At 63.3% G+C, this 17,246-nt stretch carries 16 protein-coding genes; 5 read left to right on the top strand and 11 right to left on the bottom strand.

The features are described from left to right. Positions 1-161 precede the first annotated feature (161 nt). Positions 162-1,070 carry a peptidylprolyl isomerase gene (locus JQ624_RS00625; RefSeq protein ID WP_212416899.1) on the bottom strand — a complete coding sequence of 303 codons (909 nt, stop codon included), beginning with the start codon at positions 1,068-1,070 and terminating at the stop codon, positions 162-164. Between the two features lie 349 nt (positions 1,071-1,419). On the opposite strand from JQ624_RS00625, the gene secA reads away from it, so the two are divergent. Beyond that, a complete protein-coding gene (secA, locus tag JQ624_RS00620; RefSeq protein ID WP_212416898.1) occupies positions 1,420-4,257 on the top strand; it encodes a preprotein translocase subunit SecA in 2,838 nt (945 codons plus the stop codon). A gap of 124 nt (positions 4,258-4,381) precedes the next feature. Here the strand turns inward: secA and JQ624_RS00615 are convergent, their stop codons facing one another. The 5 genes from JQ624_RS00615 to JQ624_RS00595 form a co-directional block, all read right to left on the bottom strand. Then, entirely contained in the window at positions 4,382-4,717 is a 336-nt protein-coding gene (locus tag JQ624_RS00615) for a GYD domain-containing protein (RefSeq protein WP_212416897.1), read from the bottom strand. Between the two features lie 482 nt (positions 4,718-5,199). After that, positions 5,200-6,675: a L,D-transpeptidase family protein gene (locus JQ624_RS00610; RefSeq protein WP_212416896.1), complete on the bottom strand. Its 1,476-nt coding sequence runs from the start codon at positions 6,673-6,675 to the stop codon at positions 5,200-5,202. A gap of 286 nt (positions 6,676-6,961) precedes the next feature. Beyond that, positions 6,962-7,924, bottom strand: coding sequence for an acetyl-CoA carboxylase carboxyltransferase subunit alpha (locus JQ624_RS00605; protein WP_212416895.1), 963 nt, complete (start codon positions 7,922-7,924; stop codon positions 6,962-6,964). Positions 7,925-8,124: 200 nt separating this feature from the next. Then, the gene (xerD, locus tag JQ624_RS00600; protein ID WP_212416894.1) at positions 8,125-9,087 is read right to left on the bottom strand and encodes a site-specific tyrosine recombinase XerD; all 963 of its coding nucleotides are present in this window, start codon (positions 9,085-9,087) and stop codon (positions 8,125-8,127) included. A 67-nt stretch (positions 9,088-9,154) separates the two neighbouring features. Then, positions 9,155-9,301: a histidine kinase gene (locus JQ624_RS00595; protein WP_212416893.1), complete on the bottom strand. Its 147-nt coding sequence runs from the start codon at positions 9,299-9,301 to the stop codon at positions 9,155-9,157. Between the two features lie 143 nt (positions 9,302-9,444). On the opposite strand from JQ624_RS00595, the gene JQ624_RS00590 reads away from it, so the two are divergent. From JQ624_RS00590 to JQ624_RS00580, 3 genes are all read left to right on the top strand, one after another. Then, on the top strand, positions 9,445-10,077 hold the full coding sequence (locus tag JQ624_RS00590; RefSeq protein WP_212416892.1) for a shikimate kinase: 633 nt from the start codon (positions 9,445-9,447) through the stop codon (positions 10,075-10,077). After that, a complete protein-coding gene (aroB, locus tag JQ624_RS00585; RefSeq protein WP_212416891.1) occupies positions 10,074-11,216 on the top strand; it encodes a 3-dehydroquinate synthase in 1,143 nt (380 codons plus the stop codon). The genes JQ624_RS00590 and aroB overlap by 4 nt, the downstream gene beginning before the upstream one ends. Positions 11,217-11,286: 70 nt before the next feature. Continuing rightward, positions 11,287-12,639 (top strand): hemolysin family protein, encoded by a 1,353-nt coding sequence (locus JQ624_RS00580; RefSeq protein ID WP_212416890.1) that lies wholly within the window; start codon positions 11,287-11,289, stop codon positions 12,637-12,639. A 62-nt stretch (positions 12,640-12,701) separates the two neighbouring features. Here JQ624_RS00580 and pyrF read toward each other — a convergent pair whose 3' ends face one another. The 4 genes from pyrF to JQ624_RS00560 form a co-directional block, all read right to left on the bottom strand. After that, positions 12,702-13,604 carry an orotidine-5'-phosphate decarboxylase gene (pyrF, locus tag JQ624_RS00575; RefSeq protein WP_212416889.1) on the bottom strand — a complete coding sequence of 301 codons (903 nt, stop codon included), beginning with the start codon at positions 13,602-13,604 and terminating at the stop codon, positions 12,702-12,704. 163 nt (positions 13,605-13,767) lie between these two features. Then, positions 13,768-14,211: a hypothetical protein gene (locus tag JQ624_RS00570; protein WP_249129220.1), complete on the bottom strand. Its 444-nt coding sequence runs from the start codon at positions 14,209-14,211 to the stop codon at positions 13,768-13,770. Between the two features lie 143 nt (positions 14,212-14,354). Next, positions 14,355-14,870 (bottom strand): AAA family ATPase, encoded by a 516-nt coding sequence (locus JQ624_RS00565; RefSeq protein WP_212416888.1) that lies wholly within the window; start codon positions 14,868-14,870, stop codon positions 14,355-14,357. 34 nt (positions 14,871-14,904) lie between these two features. Beyond that, positions 14,905-15,183 (bottom strand): BolA family transcriptional regulator, encoded by a 279-nt coding sequence (locus JQ624_RS00560; protein ID WP_212417426.1) that lies wholly within the window; start codon positions 15,181-15,183, stop codon positions 14,905-14,907. Between the two features lie 110 nt (positions 15,184-15,293). On the opposite strand from JQ624_RS00560, the gene JQ624_RS00555 reads away from it, so the two are divergent. Next, positions 15,294-15,941: a J domain-containing protein gene (locus JQ624_RS00555; RefSeq protein ID WP_212416887.1), complete on the top strand. Its 648-nt coding sequence runs from the start codon at positions 15,294-15,296 to the stop codon at positions 15,939-15,941. A gap of 173 nt (positions 15,942-16,114) precedes the next feature. On the opposite strand, the gene JQ624_RS00550 is transcribed toward JQ624_RS00555, so the two are convergent. Beyond that, positions 16,115-17,206, bottom strand: a complete 1,092-nt coding sequence (locus JQ624_RS00550) for a citrate synthase/methylcitrate synthase (protein ID WP_212416886.1) — start codon at positions 17,204-17,206, stop codon at positions 16,115-16,117. Between the last annotated feature and the right edge of the window lie 40 nt (positions 17,207-17,246).

Genomic DNA, 17,246 nt, shown 5'->3' with positions numbered 1-17,246 from the left:
GCGGGCACCTTCTTCGACCAGATCAACCATAGCCGGACCTGCGCCGGCATCGACGTCCTCAGGGCCTGCCAACCAGTCCCCGGACATGGAACGGCCGGGCGCTTCGGCCCGGCCATGACGATGGTCAATACTATCGGTCGCGCAGAAGGGACAGCGATTTCTTACTTCTTCGCCGGTGCCATCTTGGAATCCGCGGGCTTTGGGGCCTCGGTCTTGGCGGCTTCCGCCGGCTTGTCCATGCGCTCGACCTTGGCGGCTTCGCGCAGCTTGGCGACGTATTCGGCCTGGGCCTTGCGCGTCACATAGGTCTCGATCTGGGCCTTGACCTGCTCGAAGTCGGGCGCCTTGCGGGCGCGCTTTTCCTCGACCTTGATGATGTGCCAGCCGAATTGCGACTTCACGGGGTCGGAGATCTTGCCGGGTTCGAGCGTGAACGCAACGGCGGAGAATTCCGGCACCATCTGTTCCTTGGTGAAGAAGCCGAGATCGCCGCCGTCGGAGGCGCCGGGGTCCTTGGACTTCTTCTTCGCCAGCTCGGCGAAGTCGCCGCCCTTCTTCAGCTCTTCCGCGATCGCCTTGGCCTCGTCCTCGGTCTCGACCAGGATGTGCCGGGCGCGAACTTCCATTTCGCCGGTGATCTGCTTGGAGGCCTCCTCATAGACCTTCTTCATGGCCTCATCGGTGGTCGCAGCCTTGCCCTCGGTGGCGAGCAGGCTGTCCATCAGAAGACGGCTGCGCGCGAACGCCAGGCGCCTCTTAAAGTCTTCGGAGTTCTCGACCTTCTTGTCCTCGGCGGCCTTGGCGACGATTTTCAGGTCGATCAGGAAGGCCAGCACATTGTCCTTCTTGGTCGCCGGGTCCATTTGCGCGAGGCTGGGGCCGAGTTCCTCTTCCGCGATTGCGACGTCGCTCTGGCGGATCTCAACACCGTTAACCTTGGCGAGAACGGGGTTGTCCTGGGCACGAACCGGCAGGCTGGCGGCCAGAATCGCAGCCAGACAGGCCGTTGCGGCCAGGGAGGCGAGGCCGAAGCGCAGGCCGGTTTTCGTTTCCGGGAACGAGGTGGTCATGGAAAATCCTTGTCTTGAAGAAGGGGGCGGCAAAGGCGGCGGGACACTCGCCCAATCATGCGGCCTTGGCAACGCGAAAAGTCTGTCAAAATGATGAATTCCTTGACAGATGGACCCACGTTGACAAGGCCCCAACCCAGCCATATCTGTGCCGGATCGTACGGCGGCGATAGCGCTTATTTTGCTGCGTTTTTTGCCGTTGAACCTTGGATTGCTTAATTCCCACTCATTAGGCGGATGACGCCCCGGAACGGGGTATTTGCCGCGACGCGTCACGGTGAGTTGATAAGCAACTTGGTGGACCACGTCACGGCTTGCAACGCAAGTAACGGCAAAGGCAGGAATTGGCATGATCGGCGCGCTCGCCCGCAAGTTTTTCGGCTCCGCCAACGACCGGCGGGTGAAGGGATATCAGTCCCGCGTCAACGCGATCAATGCGCTTGAGCCCGACCTCGCTGCGCTGTCCGACGAGGCGCTGAAAGCCCGCACCGCCGAATTCCGCCAGCAGCTCGCCGACGGCAAGACGCTCGACGACATCCTGGTTCCAGCCTTCGCCACCGTGCGCGAGGCCGCCAAGCGGACCCTCGGCCAACGGCATTTCGACGTCCAGCTGATCGGCGGCATGGTGCTGCACGAGGGCGACATCGCCGAGATGAAGACCGGCGAAGGCAAGACGCTGGTGGCCACGCTCGCGGTCTATCTCAACGCGCTGGCCGGCAAGGGCGTCCATGTCGTCACCGTCAACGATTATCTCGCCCGCCGCGACAGCGAATGGATGGGCCAGATCTACCAATTCCTCGGCCTGACCGTCGGCGTGATCGTCCACGGCCTCGACGACGCCGAGCGCAAGGAAGCCTATTCGCGCGACATCACCTACGGCACCAACAACGAATACGGTTTCGACTATCTGCGCGACAACATGAAGTACCGGCTGGAGGACATGGTCCAGCGCGGCCATTTCTACGCCATCGTCGACGAAGTCGACTCGATCCTGATCGACGAGGCGCGCACGCCGCTGATCATCTCCGGTCCGCTCGACGACCGCTCGGAATTCTACAATACCATCGACACCTTCTTCCCCAAGCTCGACAAGACCGATTACGACGTCGACGAGAAGCAGCGCACGGTGACGCTGACCGAAGCCGGCATGGAGAAGCTCGAAAACCTGCTTCGCGATGCCGGCCAGCTCAAGGGCGACTCGCTCTACGACGTCGAGAACGTCTCGGTCGTGCACCACGTCAATCAGGCGCTGCGCGCGCATACACTCTTCAACCGCGACAAGGACTACATCGTTCGCGACGGCGAAGTCATCATCATCGACGAATTCACCGGCCGCATGATGCAGGGCCGCCGTTATTCCGAGGGCCTGCACCAGGCGCTGGAAGCCAAGGAGCACGTCCAGGTCCAGCCGGAAAACCAGACGCTGGCCTCGATCACGTTCCAGAACTATTTCCGGATGTACGAAAAGCTCGCCGGCATGACCGGTACGGCGCTGACCGAGGCCGACGAACTGTTCGACATCTACAAGCTCGAGGTCGTGGAAATCCCGACCAATGTGGCGGTCGCGCGTCTCGACGAGGACGATGAGGTTTACCGCACCCAGAACGAGAAATACGCCGCGATCCTGGCCGAGATCGAACGCGCCAACAAGCGGCTGCAGCCGGTGCTGGTCGGCACCGCCTCGATCGAAAAGTCGGAAGTACTCGCCGAGTATCTGAAGAAGCACGGCTACAAGCAGATCGATTTCGGCGCGGAATCCGGAATGGAGAAGCTCTACGCCGCGGCGCGCGCGGGCAAGCCAGCAAAATTGTTTGCGGTGCTGAACGCGCGCTTCCACGAACAGGAAGCCTATATCGTCGCCGAAGCCGGCGTCCCCGGCGCGATCACGATCGCGACCAACATGGCCGGCCGCGGTACCGACATCAAACTCGGCGGCTCGCTCGAGATGCGGATCCAGCAGGAGACCGCTGACATCACCGACGAGGCCGAGAAGGCCAAAAAGATCGAACAGATCAAGGCTGACATCGAACGCTTCCGCGAGATCGTGCTGAAGGCCGAGGACGTGGTCGAGATCGAGCCCGCCAAAGGCAGCAAGCCGGCCAAGACCGTGACCAAGCCCGGCGGGCTCTACATCATGGGCTCGGAGCGGCATGAATCCCGCCGCATCGACAACCAGTTGCGCGGCCGTTCCGGTCGTCAGGGCGATCCCGGCCGCTCAAAATTCTTCCTGTCGCTGGAAGACGATCTGATGCGGATCTTCGGGTCCGACCGGCTCGACAGCATGCTGCAGCGGCTCGGCCTGAAAGAGGGCGAGGCCATCATCCATCCCTGGATCAACAAGGCGCTGGAAAAGGCGCAGCAGAAGGTCGAAGCCCGCAACTTCGACATCCGCAAGAACCTGCTGAAGTTCGACAACGTCCAGAACGACCAGCGCAAGGTGATCTTCGATCAGCGCGTCGAGCTGATGAAGAGCGACAGCGTGGCCGAAATGGTTGCGGACATGCGTCATGACTTCATTGACGACATCGTCGTCAAGCATGTGCCGGAACACGCCTATGCCGAGCAGTGGGATGTGGCGGGCCTCAAGGAAGAACTGAAGCGCGTGCTCGACGTCGACCTGCCGGTCGAGGAATGGGCCAAGGAGGAGGGCATTGCCGACGAGGAATTGCTGACGCGGATCGAGCAGCGCGTCGACGAACACATGGCGGCCAAGGTGGCGCAGTGGGGCCCCGACGTGATGCGCTACGTCGAGAAGACCATTCTGCTGCAGACGCTGGATCACCTCTGGCGCGAGCACCTGATCATGCTTGATCACCTGCGTCAGGTGATCGGCCTGCGCGGCTACGGCCAGCGCGATCCGTTGCAGGAATACAAGTCGGAAGCCTTCAGCCTGTATGAGGCAATGACCGCGCATCTGCGCGAGGCAGTGACGGCGCAACTGATGCGCGTCGAGATCGTGCCGCCGGAAGAACAGCAGCCGGTGCTGCCGGCGATGGAAGCGCACAAGTTCGATCCCAACACCGGCGAAGACGAGATGGCCTTCGCCAGCGCCTCGCTGGTGCCCGAGACCATTGCCGCCGATCGCGATCCCAAGAATCCCGCAAGCTGGGGCAAGGTCGGCCGTAACGAGGATTGCCCCTGCGGCAGCGGCAAGAAGTACAAGCACTGCCACGGGAAGTACGCGTAGGCACAGATTTCAATAACGTTCGTGTCTTCCTCACGACATTGGCGGCAGGTCATCGCCTGCCGCCAATGTTTTAACACCGTGTTCGACAGCTGCAGGCACAGTGGCCAGAGCCGTCGCCGACCATTTAACCACCGGGCGGCGTGTACGAGCCCCGAAGCTGGGCGGCCTTTTGCCGAACTTGCGCAATTTCATCCTGCGTCCACAGGCGCGTGAGGGTTATGTTGTGGACGGCGCCGGCTGCGACCGCAATGCCGGATATCGCCGGTGCCGAGTTGGGATCGGGCACATCGAAGATGACGAGAACGCCGGGCCCGTCGGCAGCAGTGCTATACATTGAGATCAATTTGCCACCGGCAGCTTCAATCAGCTTCTTTGCTGCTTCGTAGCGATTGGTCTTGGGATTTTCCAGGATGCTGTTGAGAGATTTTGGCGTGTATTGCGCTGTCATACAAAAATGCATGATGTCCTCCTGTTGGGGCGTGTTTGATCGATGAGGCGTTAGCCTCTCTTCCGGCTCAAATGAAAAACGAACCGGCCCAAAACCTGGAGATGAAGGACTTTAGCCTCGCCGTGGGCACGATGCCGCTAATACTCCGACGGGCCTTCGGCACTGCCCGCTGGCGGCCTGTCTTCAGGCTATATTAATTTCACACCATGCGGAAGAAATCATGCCTCAGCGGTAAAGCACTCTGGTACCAGCAGGCCAGCCTGAGACAAGCACCGATGACACACGCAAAAGTTTGGGGCGCAGCGAAGCGCAGCGGGACAATGAAGAAGCGTCGTTGAGTCGCGTAACGGATCAGGCGTCATCATCCGCGGAAGCAGATGAACGAGTACACCGCGCTGTCGCGGTAAATTCACCGTCGCCAATAGCGGATGCCGCTTTCGCGGCACATGACGGCTCTTGTTGTTCTGGAGTCTGCGTAAAGCGCGTCGCGCTGCTTACTTCATCGCGCCGAAGCGGCTGTCGAATGAGTTCGGCGGCACGATCGGCGCGGAGCCGGCGACCTGATTGTCCTTGGCGGCGGGGGCCGGGTTATCCGACACGGAGGCTCTCAGCGGCGGACGGGCGGCGGCCTGTTTGCTGTCATGCTTTGGCGGCGTGCTCTTCGGCGCCGACGCCTCGGGACGGGGCGCTGTTTGCTTGGCCTCGATCACCTTCGGCTTCGAAGGCGGCGTGCTTGCGGTAGCGTCAGCCGCGCCGCCGAGGCCGACCTTGCGGGCGAGACTGGAGAAGAATCCGTCATCCTGAGCTGCCGGCGCTGCATTGGCGACCCGCGTCGGTGCTGCGGAAGGGGCAGGGGCGGCCGCCGGCGCTGCGGCCAGTTTCGGCTGTTCCGGTGGACCCATCAGCAGGTTTTCGGACGGAGCTCTCGGCGGATTCACGTGGGAGGGGATGGTGCCGGGAGCGCGAGCCATCAGCGACAGGGTCGAGGCATCTCCGGGCTCCGAAAGACCGGTGTTGCCTTCGGGTACGCGCGCCGCGAATACCCGGTGCATGCCGCCGTCGATGCCGGTGTTGATCCGCGCCACCGGTGTTCCCTTGGCGATCAGCCGCGCGGTCTCGGCGAGGTCGGTGGCCTGCTTCTCGCGCACCGCGTCGGCTACTTCGTCGGAGATCGCGTAGGCCGGGCATTTGGCCGAGGCGTCGAACACCGGATCGCGCGTAGCACCCGGCGCCTTGACCGCATCGAACACGTATTTCTTGTCGCAGAAATCGACCTTCGGCTCCTGCCGCGTCACCTCGAAATGATCATTGCCTTCCTTGATCATCTTCCAGAACGGCATGTTCGGATTGTTGCGGTGCTTGGCCATGTTGGCCGGCGTCATCTTGAACGGGTAGGCCTGCAACTGGAACGACTTCTGGCCGCCGAAGAAGGATTCGCGGCCCAGCGAATAGATTTCCGCGATCTGCTCGTCGGTCATGGCGTAGCAGCCGCGCGATGAGCAGTCGCCATGCACCATCAGCTGCGAGCCGGTACGCCCCAGCGCCTTGTCGAAGGCGTTCGGATAGCCGGTGTTGAACGAGAGATAATAGGCCGACTGCGGGTTCATCTGCGCCGGCGAAATCGCATAGAAGCCTTCCGGCGCCTGGCGGTCGCCCTCGCGGACCTTGGGGCCGAGATCGCCGGACCAGCGGCAGATCGGATAGGTTTTCAGGAGCGCGAAACGGCCGGAGCGGTCCTGCTTCCAGATCTCCAGTTCGGCTTCCTGTTTGAACAGGCGAACCAGGATCGGCGACTGCAGGTCCATGTCTTTCGCCGTCATGTCGGCGATCAGTTTTGGCGGAACCGGCTGGTTGGCCTTGGCGTTGTTGGCCAGCGAGATGTCGTCGCTGTTGCAGCCGGCTATCAGCACGCCCGCACCCGCGAGGGCAGCCGACGTGACGAGCGCGCGAACCAGCGGACGGTTAATCAAAGGTTAAGCTCCACACCCACCGGGCATTTTCGCACCCCAAATCACAGCGAACATGCCCTGAAGCCAATGCATAAAATAGTACCCTTTGACCTTCCGCGCCGCAACCCGAACGCGATGCGCCGGCCGCTTCCACGGCAGGCATGGTCAATAGAGTTTAAAGACCGGGTCTGGGCCTAATTAGGGCCGAATCACGTGATTTGACGAAATAAAGCACCAGTAAGGCGGGCGGTAACGAATGGGATGCCGGGCCGGCCGACCCCCATCCAGGGGGAAGGACAAAGGCCTATCAGCCGAGCTTGCGGCCGATATCGAGGAATTTCTGCCGCCGCAGCCGGCGGATGCCGTCCGCGTTTAGGTTGCGGAGGTCATTGAAGGCCTCGGCGATCGCGTCGCCCGTGGCCGATATCATGGCGGCGGAATCGCGGTGGGCGCCGCCGGAGGGTTCTTTCAGGATCTGGTCGATCACGCCGAAGCGCAGCATGTCCTGGGCCGTGATCTTCATGCCGTTGGCGACTTCCTGGGCCTTGGTGCCGTCGCGCCACAGGATCGAGGAGGCCGCCTCCGGAGAGATCACGCTGTAGATCGCGTGTTCCAGCATCAGCACCCGATTGGCGGTTGTAATGGCGATGGCGCCGCCCGACATGCCTTCGCCGGTGATGATCGCGACATTGGGGACGCCGAGCGAGAGGCATGTGTCGGTCGAGCGTGCGATCGCTTCCGCCACGCCGCGCTCCTCGGCGCCGATGCCGGGATAGGCGCCGGCGGAATCGACGATCGACAGCACTGGAATGCCGAAGCGATCGGCCATCTCCATCAGCCGCACGGCCTTGCGATAGCCCTCAGGGCGCGCCATGCCGAAATTGTGCTTGATGCGGCTGTCGGTGGAGGCGCCCTTTTCCTGGCCGACCACGCAGATCGCCTCGCCGCGGAATCGGCCGAAGCCGCCCACCAGCGCCTCGTCCTCGGCGAATTTGCGGTCGCCGGCCATCGGCGTGAATTCCGTCATCAGCGCGTTGACGAAATCGGTGAAATGCGGGCGCTGTGGATGGCGCGCCACCAGCGTTTTCTGCCACGGCGTCAAATTGGCGTAGAGGTCGGCCAGCGCCTGCTGCGCCTTGTCCTCAATGCGCGCGATCTCGTCGCCGATGTCGCTGCCGGACGCTGCCAGTGCGCGCAGTTCATCGACCTTGGCCTCCAGTTCGGCGACGGGTTTTTCAAAGTCGAGATAACTGCGCATCTGATCCGGCATCAAACCAATATAGGTAACAACGTGCTTTGAGGCGAAGCGGTTTCGATTCGCTTAAGGAAAGCACGCATCTTCAATGATTTAGCGTGCATCTCGGTCCGGATGACCCGGTTTGCCGAAAGCGCGCCAAACAAGGTCGCGGGCGGGAGACGGCTGTTTCAGGGGAGAAGCCGCGGAAGTCAAGGCGTGGTGTGCGATGAAGTCTACTTCTCCGCCAGCGGATGCAGGTCGCGCACCAGGCTTTTCAGCCGTTCCTCGACCACATGGGTATAGATCTGCGTGGTCGAGATGTCGGTATGGCCGAGCAGCGTCTGCACGATGCGCAGGTCGGCGCCGTTATGCAGCAGGTGACTGGCAAAGGCGTGGCGCAGCACGTGCGGGGAGACCAGCCGCGGCGCTAGGCCCGATGCCGCCGCCAGCTCCTTCAGGTCGCGCGCAAAATGCTGCCGCGTCAGATGGCCGCTCTCGCCGAAGGAGGGAAACAGCCACTTTGACGCGACGGCGTTTTTCTTCTTCTCGGGCTTGAGCGCTTCCATCGCGGCGAGATAATCGGCCATCGCCTGCCGCGACGCTTCGTTGAGCGGAACCAGCCGTTCCTTGTTGCCCTTGCCGCGGACCACGATCATGCGGGCGTCGCGCCGCGAGGCCGACAGCGGTAGCGCCACCAGCTCCGAGACGCGTAGGCCTGTGGCGTAGAGCACCTCCAGCAGGCAATACAGCCGCATCGCGCGCAGCCGCTGCTGCGGCGAAGCGTTCTCGGCCTCGGTCAATTCCTTGGCCCGTGTCAGCATGCGGTCGACATCCGCAATCGACAGCACCTTCGGCAAGCCGCGGCCGCGCTTCGGGCCGGACAGGATCGCCGCCGGATCGTCGCTGCGGATGCGCTCGTTCAGGAGGAAGCGGAACAAATGCCGCATCGCCGACAGCCGGCGCGCCACGCTGGAGGACTTGAAGCCGCGGGTGTCGAGGTCGGCGAGGTAGTCCCGCAGCGCATCGGTCCCGGCGCCGGCAAAGCTTTGTCCCTTGCGGCCGAGAAATTCGGAAAAATCCGTGAGGTCGCGGCGATAGGCGTCGAGCGTGTTGGCGCCCGCGCCCTGTTCCGCCGCGAGCATGTCGAGGAACAGGTTGGTCAGTTTCGCGTCTGTCGCCGTCTTGCTGGAACGCATTGCCCCCGGCATCCCGTCACGAGATGCCGCTCCCCGAGTTCGTCTCTCACAAATCAGACGATAGCGGCTATTTCTTGAGGAACTTGTCTGCGGGGATGGTGACCGTCATTTCCCGGGGCTTTGGGGTGACGAAATTCGCCAGCGAAAAAACCACGCCATAGATCACCCCGGCGATGATGCCGACGACCGTCAGAAAGCGGAACAAACTGGGCATAGGGGGCTCAGGGCGACGAATTAACCAATGAAATCATCCAACATGTTCCCATCCCCGTGGCAAGAGTCTCTGGCGGGGGCGTCAATGGGGGTAGTATAGGTGTCGCAGCACGGAGCAAGTCCCGCAAAACCGCAGAGTTTTTGATGTCCGAGACCGCCGTACCGGCACAAACGAGCCCCACCCCGGAGGCCGACATCACGTCGGCTCTGGGGAGGCGTTCGGTCGTGCTGGTCGGCATGATGGGCGCCGGCAAGTCGACCATCGGCCGGCGGCTGGCGGCCCGGCTGCGCCTGCCGTTTCTCGATGCCGATATCGAGATCGAGGCGGCGGCCGGGATGTCGATCCCGGACATTTTCGAAACCCATGGCGAACCGCATTTCCGCGACGGCGAGGCGCGGGTGATCGCGCGGCTACTCGACAGCGGCCCCGCCGTGATTGCCACCGGCGGCGGCGCCTTCATGCGCGAGGAGACCCGCAACCGCATTCGCGACAAGGCGGTCTCGATCTGGCTCAAGGCGGATGTCGAAATCATCATGAAGCGCGTCAAGCGCCGCGCCGACCGGCCGCTGCTGCAGACCGAGGATCCGGTTGCGACCGTCAGCCGTCTGCTCGAAGCGCGCGAGCCGGTCTATCGCACCGCCGACCTGACGATCGGCTCGCGCGACGTGCCGCACGACCGCATCGTGGAAGAATGTATCGATGCCCTGCGCGCCCGGCTGTGCGCCGGCGCGCCTTCTGCCCAGCCGACAACCGACGGGATCAGCGTTACGCCATGACTGCGCCTCTGAAACATTCCGCCGACATCACCGTCGACGTCGCCCTCGGCGACCGCGCCTATGACATCGTCATCGGCCGCGGCGTGCTGGCGTCGCTCGGCGCGCGCGTCGCCGCGTTGCGCCCCGGCGTGCGCACGGCCATCGTCACCGACCGCACCGTGGCCAAGCACTGGCTGGAGCAGACCGAGCGTTCGCTGGCGGAAGCCGGAGTTCCGACCTCACGCGTCATCGTCGAGGAAGGCGAGGTGTCGAAAACCTACGCGGGGCTCGAAAAGGTCAGCGAGGCGTTGATCGCGGCGAAGATCGAGCGCAACGATCTGGTGATTGCGCTTGGCGGCGGCGTGGTCGGCGATCTCGCCGGTTTCGCGGCGGCGATCCTGCGCCGCGGCGTCGATTTCGTGCAGGTGCCGACTTCGCTTTTGGCCCAGGTGGATTCCTCGGTCGGCGGCAAGACCGGCATCAACTCGCCGCAGGGCAAGAACCTGCTCGGCGCGTTCCATCAGCCGGTGCTTGTGATCGCCGACACGTCGGTGCTCGACACGCTGTCGCCGCGCCAGTTCCGCGCCGGCTACGCCGAAGTCGCCAAATATGGCGTGCTCGGCGACGAAGCCTTTCTCACCTGGCTCGAGGCCAACCACGCCGACATCTTCTCCGGCGGCGCGGCGCGCGAGCACGCGATTGCGACGTCCTGCCGCGCCAAGGCGGCGATCGTCTCCCGCGACGAGCGCGAAACCGGCGAGCGCGCGCTGCTCAATCTCGGCCACACTTTCGGCCATGCGCTGGAGGCCGCGACCGGCTTTTCCGATCGCCTGTTCCATGGCGAAGGCGTTGCCGTCGGCATGGTGCTGGCGGCGGAATTTTCCGCGCAGCTCGGCATGGTCTCTGACGCCGACGCCGCCCGCGTCGAACGCCACCTTGCCTCGGTGGGCCTGCCCACCCATTTGCAGGATATCGCAGGCTTTGCGCAGGAGGGGCTTAAGGATGCCGACGCCCTGATGGCGCTGATGGCGCAGGACAAGAAGGTCAAGCGCGGCAAGCTGACGTTCATCCTGCTGCAGGCGATCGGCCGCGCGGTGGTCACAAACGACGTCGAGCCCGCTTTGGTTCGCAGCTTCCTGCAACAAAAGCTCGCGGGATGAGAACGGCATCGTCCAGTCGCATTGTGGGCAACACGTCGCGCAGGCCTGGGCCCGTCGCCGCGAGGCAAACATGAGTTCGACTGCATTCAATCTGCTGCTTGCGTTCCTTCTGCTCGCCGCCAACGCGTTCTACGTGGCCGCCGAGTTCGCGCTGGTGAAGAGCCGCGGGTTCCGCATCAGGGCGATGGTCGAGCAGGACCGCTTCGGCGCACGCCTGCTGCACAGCATGATGGGCAATATCGAGGCCTATCTCGCATGCTGCCAACTCGGCATCACCATGGCCTCGCTCGGCCTCGGCTGGGTCGGCGAACCGACCGTTTCGGCGCTGCTCGAACCATTGTTGATTCCACTTGGATTGTCGGAACGCACGCTGCACTTCGTGTCGTTTCTGGCCGGGTTCCTGATATTCTCCTCGCTGCATATCGTGATCGGCGAGCAGGTGCCGAAGACACTCGCGATCAGGGAGCCAATGCCGGTCTCGCAATGGATCGCCTATCCGCTGCATTTGTCCTATCTGATTTTCTGGCCGCTGAACTGGCTGCTCAACAGCGCGTCACGCGGGATTTTGCGCCTGCTCGGTGTGAAGGAATCCTCGCAGCACGAAATCCTCACCGACTCCGAGATCGAAGGGCTGGTGGAGGAATCGGCCGTGCACGGCGGGATCGAAAGCGGCGAGGCCGAATACATTCACAATGTCTTCCGCTTCGGGGACCTCGCCGTCTCCGACGTCATGGTCCACCGTACCGCTATGATGATGATCAATGCCGACCTGCCGGCGGACGAACTGGTGCGCGAGGTGCTGGCGACCGAATACACCCGCATTCCGCTGTGGCGCGACAAACCGGAAAACATCATCGGCGTGCTGCACGCCAAGGACCTGTTGCGCGCGATCCGCGCTTCCGAGGGCGACATGTCGCGCATCAACGTTTCCGCCATCATGCTGCCGCCCTGGTTCGTGCCGGAGATGCGGCCTTTGTCCGAACAGCTCAAGGCGTTCCGCCGTCGCAAGACGCACTTCGCGCTGGTCGTCGACGAATATGGCGAGGTCGAGGGCATGGTGACGCTGGAAGACATTCTGGAGGAGATCGTCGGCGATATTTCCGACGAGCACGACGTGGTGGTGGCCGGCGTCCGCGCCCAGCCCGACGGCTCCGTGGTGGTGGACGGCTCGGTGCCGATCCGCGATCTCAACCGCGCCATGAACTGGCATCTGCCGGACGAGGAGGCAACGACCGTCGCAGGCCTCGTGATTCACGAAGCGCGCTCGATCCCCGAGCGCGGCCAGAGTTTTACTTTCCACGGCTTCCGCTTCCGCGTGCTGCGGCGTGAGCGCAACCGCATCACGGCGCTCAAGATCGCGCCGGTGCCGCGCGAAGCTGAGGGCGAGGATCCCAAGCCAAAGCGGGCGGGGACGGCGTTCTAACGATCGCGCCATGACGCCTGCGCGGCGTCTGCGCGACTGTGCCGGCCGAAGGAGATTCCACGTCAGGCCGGGATGGCGCGATTGCCGAGATAGTCATAGGCGACCGCCGCCTTGAAGCCGTCGATCCTGCCGACGATGAGCTGTCGATAGTCTTCGGCGGAAATTGAGCGATCCCGCACCAGCGTCAGGCCGCGCGATACCGGAATCAGCAGGTCGCCTGGCGTGTTGCCGCGCAAGGAGTGGATGGCCGCAGCATCTCCGCCTTGCGCGCCAAGACCGGGCGCCAGGATGATCGAGCGGGGCAGCAATTGCCGCAGGCGTCGGCCTTCGCGCGGCACTGTTGCGCCCACCACGGCGCCCACGGCATTCAGCCGCAAATCGCTGTTCGCGCTGGCTCCCATTGCGGCAATGAGATCGGCGACGCGGTCGGAAACGAGGCGATTGCCGGTCATCTTGTCCTGAAGCCAGCCCGCGCCGGGATTGGACGTTCGGCAAAGCACGAACAGGCCCTTGCCGAAGCGGGTGGCGCATTCGACGAAGGGCTCCAGCGTATCCGGACCCATCAAGGGATTGACGGTCAGGCAATCGGCTTCAAAGTCGCCGCTGCCGCCGGCGGAGGCGGGGGTCAGGTAGGCACGGGCATAGGCTGCGGCGGTCGCGCCAATATCTCCTCGCTTAGCGTCGAGAATGACGCCGATGCCTGCCGCCCTTGCTTTCCTGATTCCAGCAGAGAGCGCCGTCAGGCCCGTCAGTCCACACGCTTCGAAATAGGCCGACTGGAATTTGACGAAGCCGATGTGTCCATCGATCGCTTCGATCACGAAATTGACAAAGCGGTCGATCCACGCGCCGTCATGGTCGAAAAATTCGGGAATATCGGAAAGCGATGGGTCGATACCGGCGACGAGATCGCCAAATCTGGCGACGTTGCGTTCGACCAGCTCAATCCATGAGGGAGCTTCCATCTCCTGCCTTCCCGCGAAAGGATACCGTCACCGCTTTTGGCCGTACGTATCCGAATAGCATCCGGGCGCGACAAAGGGGAAATGAAGTTTGGGCTTCGCACCGTTGATTGCCTGCCGGGTGGAGCTCTTTCACGTCGTTGGCTGTCGCGAGGAGACTTGTTCGCTATTCGATGTCGATGGTGATGCCGCTGAGCTTCCACTGGCCGTCGGAGGGGATGAAGCCGAGCTGGTACCTCACCTTTTTGGGCGTCGTGTCGAAATGGCCCTTCAGGCGCAGCACGCCTTTGTCGTCGATCTTCGCGTCTTCATCCGGGATGACCGGGCTTGCGACGATCGCGTCGAACACGGCGTGCTTCTCGACGAGGTCCTTGAAGACGGCCCGCAGCTTGTCGGGTGGAAACTGATCGCGGAACGGCTTTGAAATCTTGGCATGGAGGACCGTGAAATTATCCGATACCACCGCATCGTTGAGCGTCACCAGAAGGCTCTTGATCAGCACTTCCTGGACAAAGGGGCTCGGCATATCCAGCGCGCGCGCCCTGGTTGGGGAGGCCGTAACCAGCAGCGCCACGGCGGCGGCCCATCTGAAGCGTGCCCAATATCGCATCGGACGACCCCATCGACCTGCGACGGCGTCAGCCCGACCCCGCGTCCGCACGGAACCTGATCCATCGCTTCGGCGATTGTTTCACATGTGCGAAGACGGTTCTACCGTCCCGGCCGATCTTCACTGGAAGCTGGCGGACGGCCTCACGCCAGATAGCCGATGGCTTCCGCGAGCAACCGTTCGGCGGGGTGCGCCGATGTATCCAGCGTCAGCCTTGCATCGGTCCAGGCTTCATAACCGGTGCGCCGTTTCTCGACCTCGGCCCACGTAATCTCGGTCATCCCCTCGATGGCGCGCATCCGCGCCTCGATGCGCCGGCGGTGCGTCGCCTCATCCACGCAAACGCATTCGATGATCGCGAGGTCCGCGCGATATCTCGCGGCGAGGTTTCGCCATGCGGCGCGCGGCGCCTCCACCGGATTGACGGCGTCGATCACGACGGACTGCCCCAGCCGCAGGTGCTCCTCGGCCAAGGTTTGTGCGATGGCATAGGCGGCAACTCCCGTTTGATCCCGGGGCAGGCCGCCGCGCCACATCGCCGCCTCGATCGGATCGACCGAGAACAACGGGAGCGAAAAATGGCGCGAAAGCCCTTCGGCCAGCGTGCTCTTCCCGGAACCCGGGAGCCCTGCCAAAATTACGAGCTTCTGCGACAGCATCGAACGCTCATATTCTTGCGGCAGGTTTGCCAAATTACCGGCCGGCGGTTTCTCCCGGCGCCTGCGCCTTGATGGCGAGCGCGTGGACGGAGCCCTTGAGTTCCGCTGCAAGCGTCGCATTTACCATACGATGGCGCTCGACCCGGCTCTTCCCTTTGAAGGCCGGAGATACGATATTGACCCTGAAATGCGTCTCGCCGCCCGGCCGGTGGCCCGCATGGCCCTCATGCAGATGAGATTCGTCCGTTACGTCGAGGCTTTCCGGCAAGAAAGCTTCACGCAACTTGTTTATGATAACGTCCCTGATGCTCATGATGCTGGCAGATAATTCTGTTGTCCGCTTTTCGTCAATGATGCATCCGAACAGAGGTATTCGCAATGTCAAGACTTGAAGCCTCGGGCATTGCGTAGTCAAAGTCAGCCATGGCAATTGATTCATCCAAGTTCTTCGACTCCATTCGCATCAAGCCCAACAAGCTGAGCGCGAAGCAGCAGGCGCAGGCGCGCGAGGAAGCCGCCATGTGCGAATGGGCGGGCTGCCAGAACAAGGGGCCGCACCGCGCGCCCAAGGGCCGGGAGAATTCCCGGGAATACTGGCATTTCTGCCTCAACCACGTCCGCGAATACAACCAGTCCTACAATTTCTTCCAGGGCATGAATCCCGATGCCGTCGCGCGCTACCAGAAGGATGCGCTGACCGGTCATCGCCCGACCTGGAAGATGGGCGCCAACACCGCCGGCAAGAAGGGTAAGCAGGCCGCCGAGGATTTTGACGGCGCCGCCGATCCCTTCAGCGTGTTCTCCGAGCTCAACGGCCGCGGTCGCTGGCGGCCCGGCCCGGGCGCCGAGGCCAAGGCCGAAACCCGGAAGGTGATGAACGCCGAGCGCAAGGCGCTGCAGGTGATGGGCCTCACCGCCGAAGCTACCCTCGAGGACGTCAAGGCGAAGTACAAGGCGCTGGTCAAGCAGCACCATCCCGACGCCAATGGCGGCGACCGCTCCACCGAGGACCGCCTGATCGAGATCATCAAGGCGTATAATTATCTGAAGACCGTGGTGCGCGGCGCGTAGTTTTGTCGTCCCTGCGAACGCAGGGACCCATACGCCGCGGCTTCTCGATTTTAATCCGCTGGTCGACGGCTTTCGCGCAATAATAAGCGCCTGTGGCTATGGGTCCCTGCGTTCGCAGGGACGACAGCGGAGATAATCTCGCCGCTGTCGCCCCTCCCAACGCTTCCGCCCTCTCACCCGGGCATCGGACCGATATACGCCGAACTCGGCCGTATCAGCCTGCCGCCGCGCTGCTGCTCGCGGGCATGCGCGGTCCAGCCTGCGGCGCGTGCGACCGCGAAGATCGGCGTAAATGCCTGCCGCGGGATTTTCAGCGCGTCGAGCAGGATCGCGGTGAAGAACTCCACATTGGTGTCGAGCGGGCGGTCCGGATTCTTGATTCGCAACGCGCTACGGATATAGGCCTCGACCTCGCCCGCGAACGGCAAATCGGCGCCTTCGCCGGCAAGCCGCTCGATTGCACCCTTCAGCACATCGGCGCGCGGATCGCGGACGCGATAGACGCGGTGTCCGAATCCCATCAGCCGTTCGCCGCGGGCCAGCGCACTGTCGACCCAAGGCTTGATGCGCTCGGTCGAGCCGATCGCATCAAGCATTTCCAGCACCGGTTCAGGTGCGCCGCCATGCAGCGGCCCGGTCAGCGCGCAATAGCCGGCGGTGACGGCTGCGAACAAATCCGCCTGTGTCGAGGCTACCACCCGCGTCGTGAAGGTCGACGCGTTCATGCCGTGGTCGCACACCGTGACGAAATAGGCGTCCAGCGCCGCCGCCTCGCGCGCGTTAGGCTTGCGGCCGAGTATCATCGACAGCGTGTCGGCGGCATGGCTCGCAGTTGGATCGGGTGCGACGGGGTCGTTCCCCTTCACGCGCTGGACCAGGGCGCCGGCGATGACCGGAAACGCGCCGACGATGGTGGCCTCGTGCGCAAGACCCGCTTCCGCACGCAGCCCTGCGATCGCCGCGCGAAAACCATCGACGATCGATAGCCCGCGCGTGATGCCGAGCAGATCCGGCAGCCGGGCGAAGGCGCGTTCGCGGCCTGCGCCAAGGGCGGCCCGCACGGCGGCTTCGCCGACCGGCTGGCCGGTTCCGCCGCTCCACAGCCGGGCGGTCACGCCCTCAAAACCGGTCTTGCGCGCGAGGTCGCCGACCCGCTCGCCGGCGATGATCAGTTCGCCGCGCTCGCCATCGACATGGCTGAGCACGGTTTCGGCGGCCGGAATCCCGTCCAGGCCGATCGGGGTCTTCGAAAGCTGCATATTCATGAGGGCTCTCCTTTGTCGCCAACAAAGGTCGGGCCTCTCG

Source organism: Bradyrhizobium sp. AUGA SZCCT0283 (assembly GCF_018130385.1).
In the GTDB taxonomy this organism is placed as follows: Bacteria; Pseudomonadota; Alphaproteobacteria; order Rhizobiales; family Xanthobacteraceae; genus Bradyrhizobium.
This window is presented reverse-complemented; position numbering and strand designations above follow the sequence as displayed.

What these genes read in the sequence shown, in the direction of transcription:
- pyrF (WP_212416889.1), bottom strand. Translation starts at nt 13,604, where the DNA reads ATGGAAGCTCCCTCATGGATTGAGCTGGTCGAACGCAACGTCGCCAGA.
- xerD (WP_212416894.1), bottom strand. Translation starts at nt 9,087, where the DNA reads ATGCGTTCCAGCAAGACGGCGACAGACGCGAAACTGACCAACCTGTTC.
- JQ624_RS00595 (WP_212416893.1), bottom strand. Translation starts at nt 9,301, where the DNA reads ATGCCCAGTTTGTTCCGCTTTCTGACGGTCGTCGGCATCATCGCCGGG.
- JQ624_RS00580 (WP_212416890.1), top strand. Translation starts at nt 11,287, where the DNA reads ATGAGTTCGACTGCATTCAATCTGCTGCTTGCGTTCCTTCTGCTCGCC.
- secA (WP_212416898.1), top strand. Translation starts at nt 1,420, where the DNA reads ATGATCGGCGCGCTCGCCCGCAAGTTTTTCGGCTCCGCCAACGACCGG.
- JQ624_RS00570 (WP_249129220.1), bottom strand. Translation starts at nt 14,211, where the DNA reads ATGCGATATTGGGCACGCTTCAGATGGGCCGCCGCCGTGGCGCTGCTG.
- JQ624_RS00550 (WP_212416886.1), bottom strand. Translation starts at nt 17,206, where the DNA reads ATGAATATGCAGCTTTCGAAGACCCCGATCGGCCTGGACGGGATTCCG.
- JQ624_RS00565 (WP_212416888.1), bottom strand. Translation starts at nt 14,870, where the DNA reads ATGCTGTCGCAGAAGCTCGTAATTTTGGCAGGGCTCCCGGGTTCCGGG.
- aroB (WP_212416891.1), top strand. Translation starts at nt 10,074, where the DNA reads ATGACTGCGCCTCTGAAACATTCCGCCGACATCACCGTCGACGTCGCC.
- JQ624_RS00560 (WP_212417426.1), bottom strand. Translation starts at nt 15,183, where the DNA reads ATGAGCATCAGGGACGTTATCATAAACAAGTTGCGTGAAGCTTTCTTG.
- JQ624_RS00590 (WP_212416892.1), top strand. Translation starts at nt 9,445, where the DNA reads ATGTCCGAGACCGCCGTACCGGCACAAACGAGCCCCACCCCGGAGGCC.
- JQ624_RS00615 (WP_212416897.1), bottom strand. Translation starts at nt 4,717, where the DNA reads ATGCATTTTTGTATGACAGCGCAATACACGCCAAAATCTCTCAACAGC.
- JQ624_RS00555 (WP_212416887.1), top strand. Translation starts at nt 15,294, where the DNA reads ATGGCAATTGATTCATCCAAGTTCTTCGACTCCATTCGCATCAAGCCC.
- JQ624_RS00625 (WP_212416899.1), bottom strand. Translation starts at nt 1,070, where the DNA reads ATGACCACCTCGTTCCCGGAAACGAAAACCGGCCTGCGCTTCGGCCTC.
- JQ624_RS00605 (WP_212416895.1), bottom strand. Translation starts at nt 7,924, where the DNA reads ATGCCGGATCAGATGCGCAGTTATCTCGACTTTGAAAAACCCGTCGCC.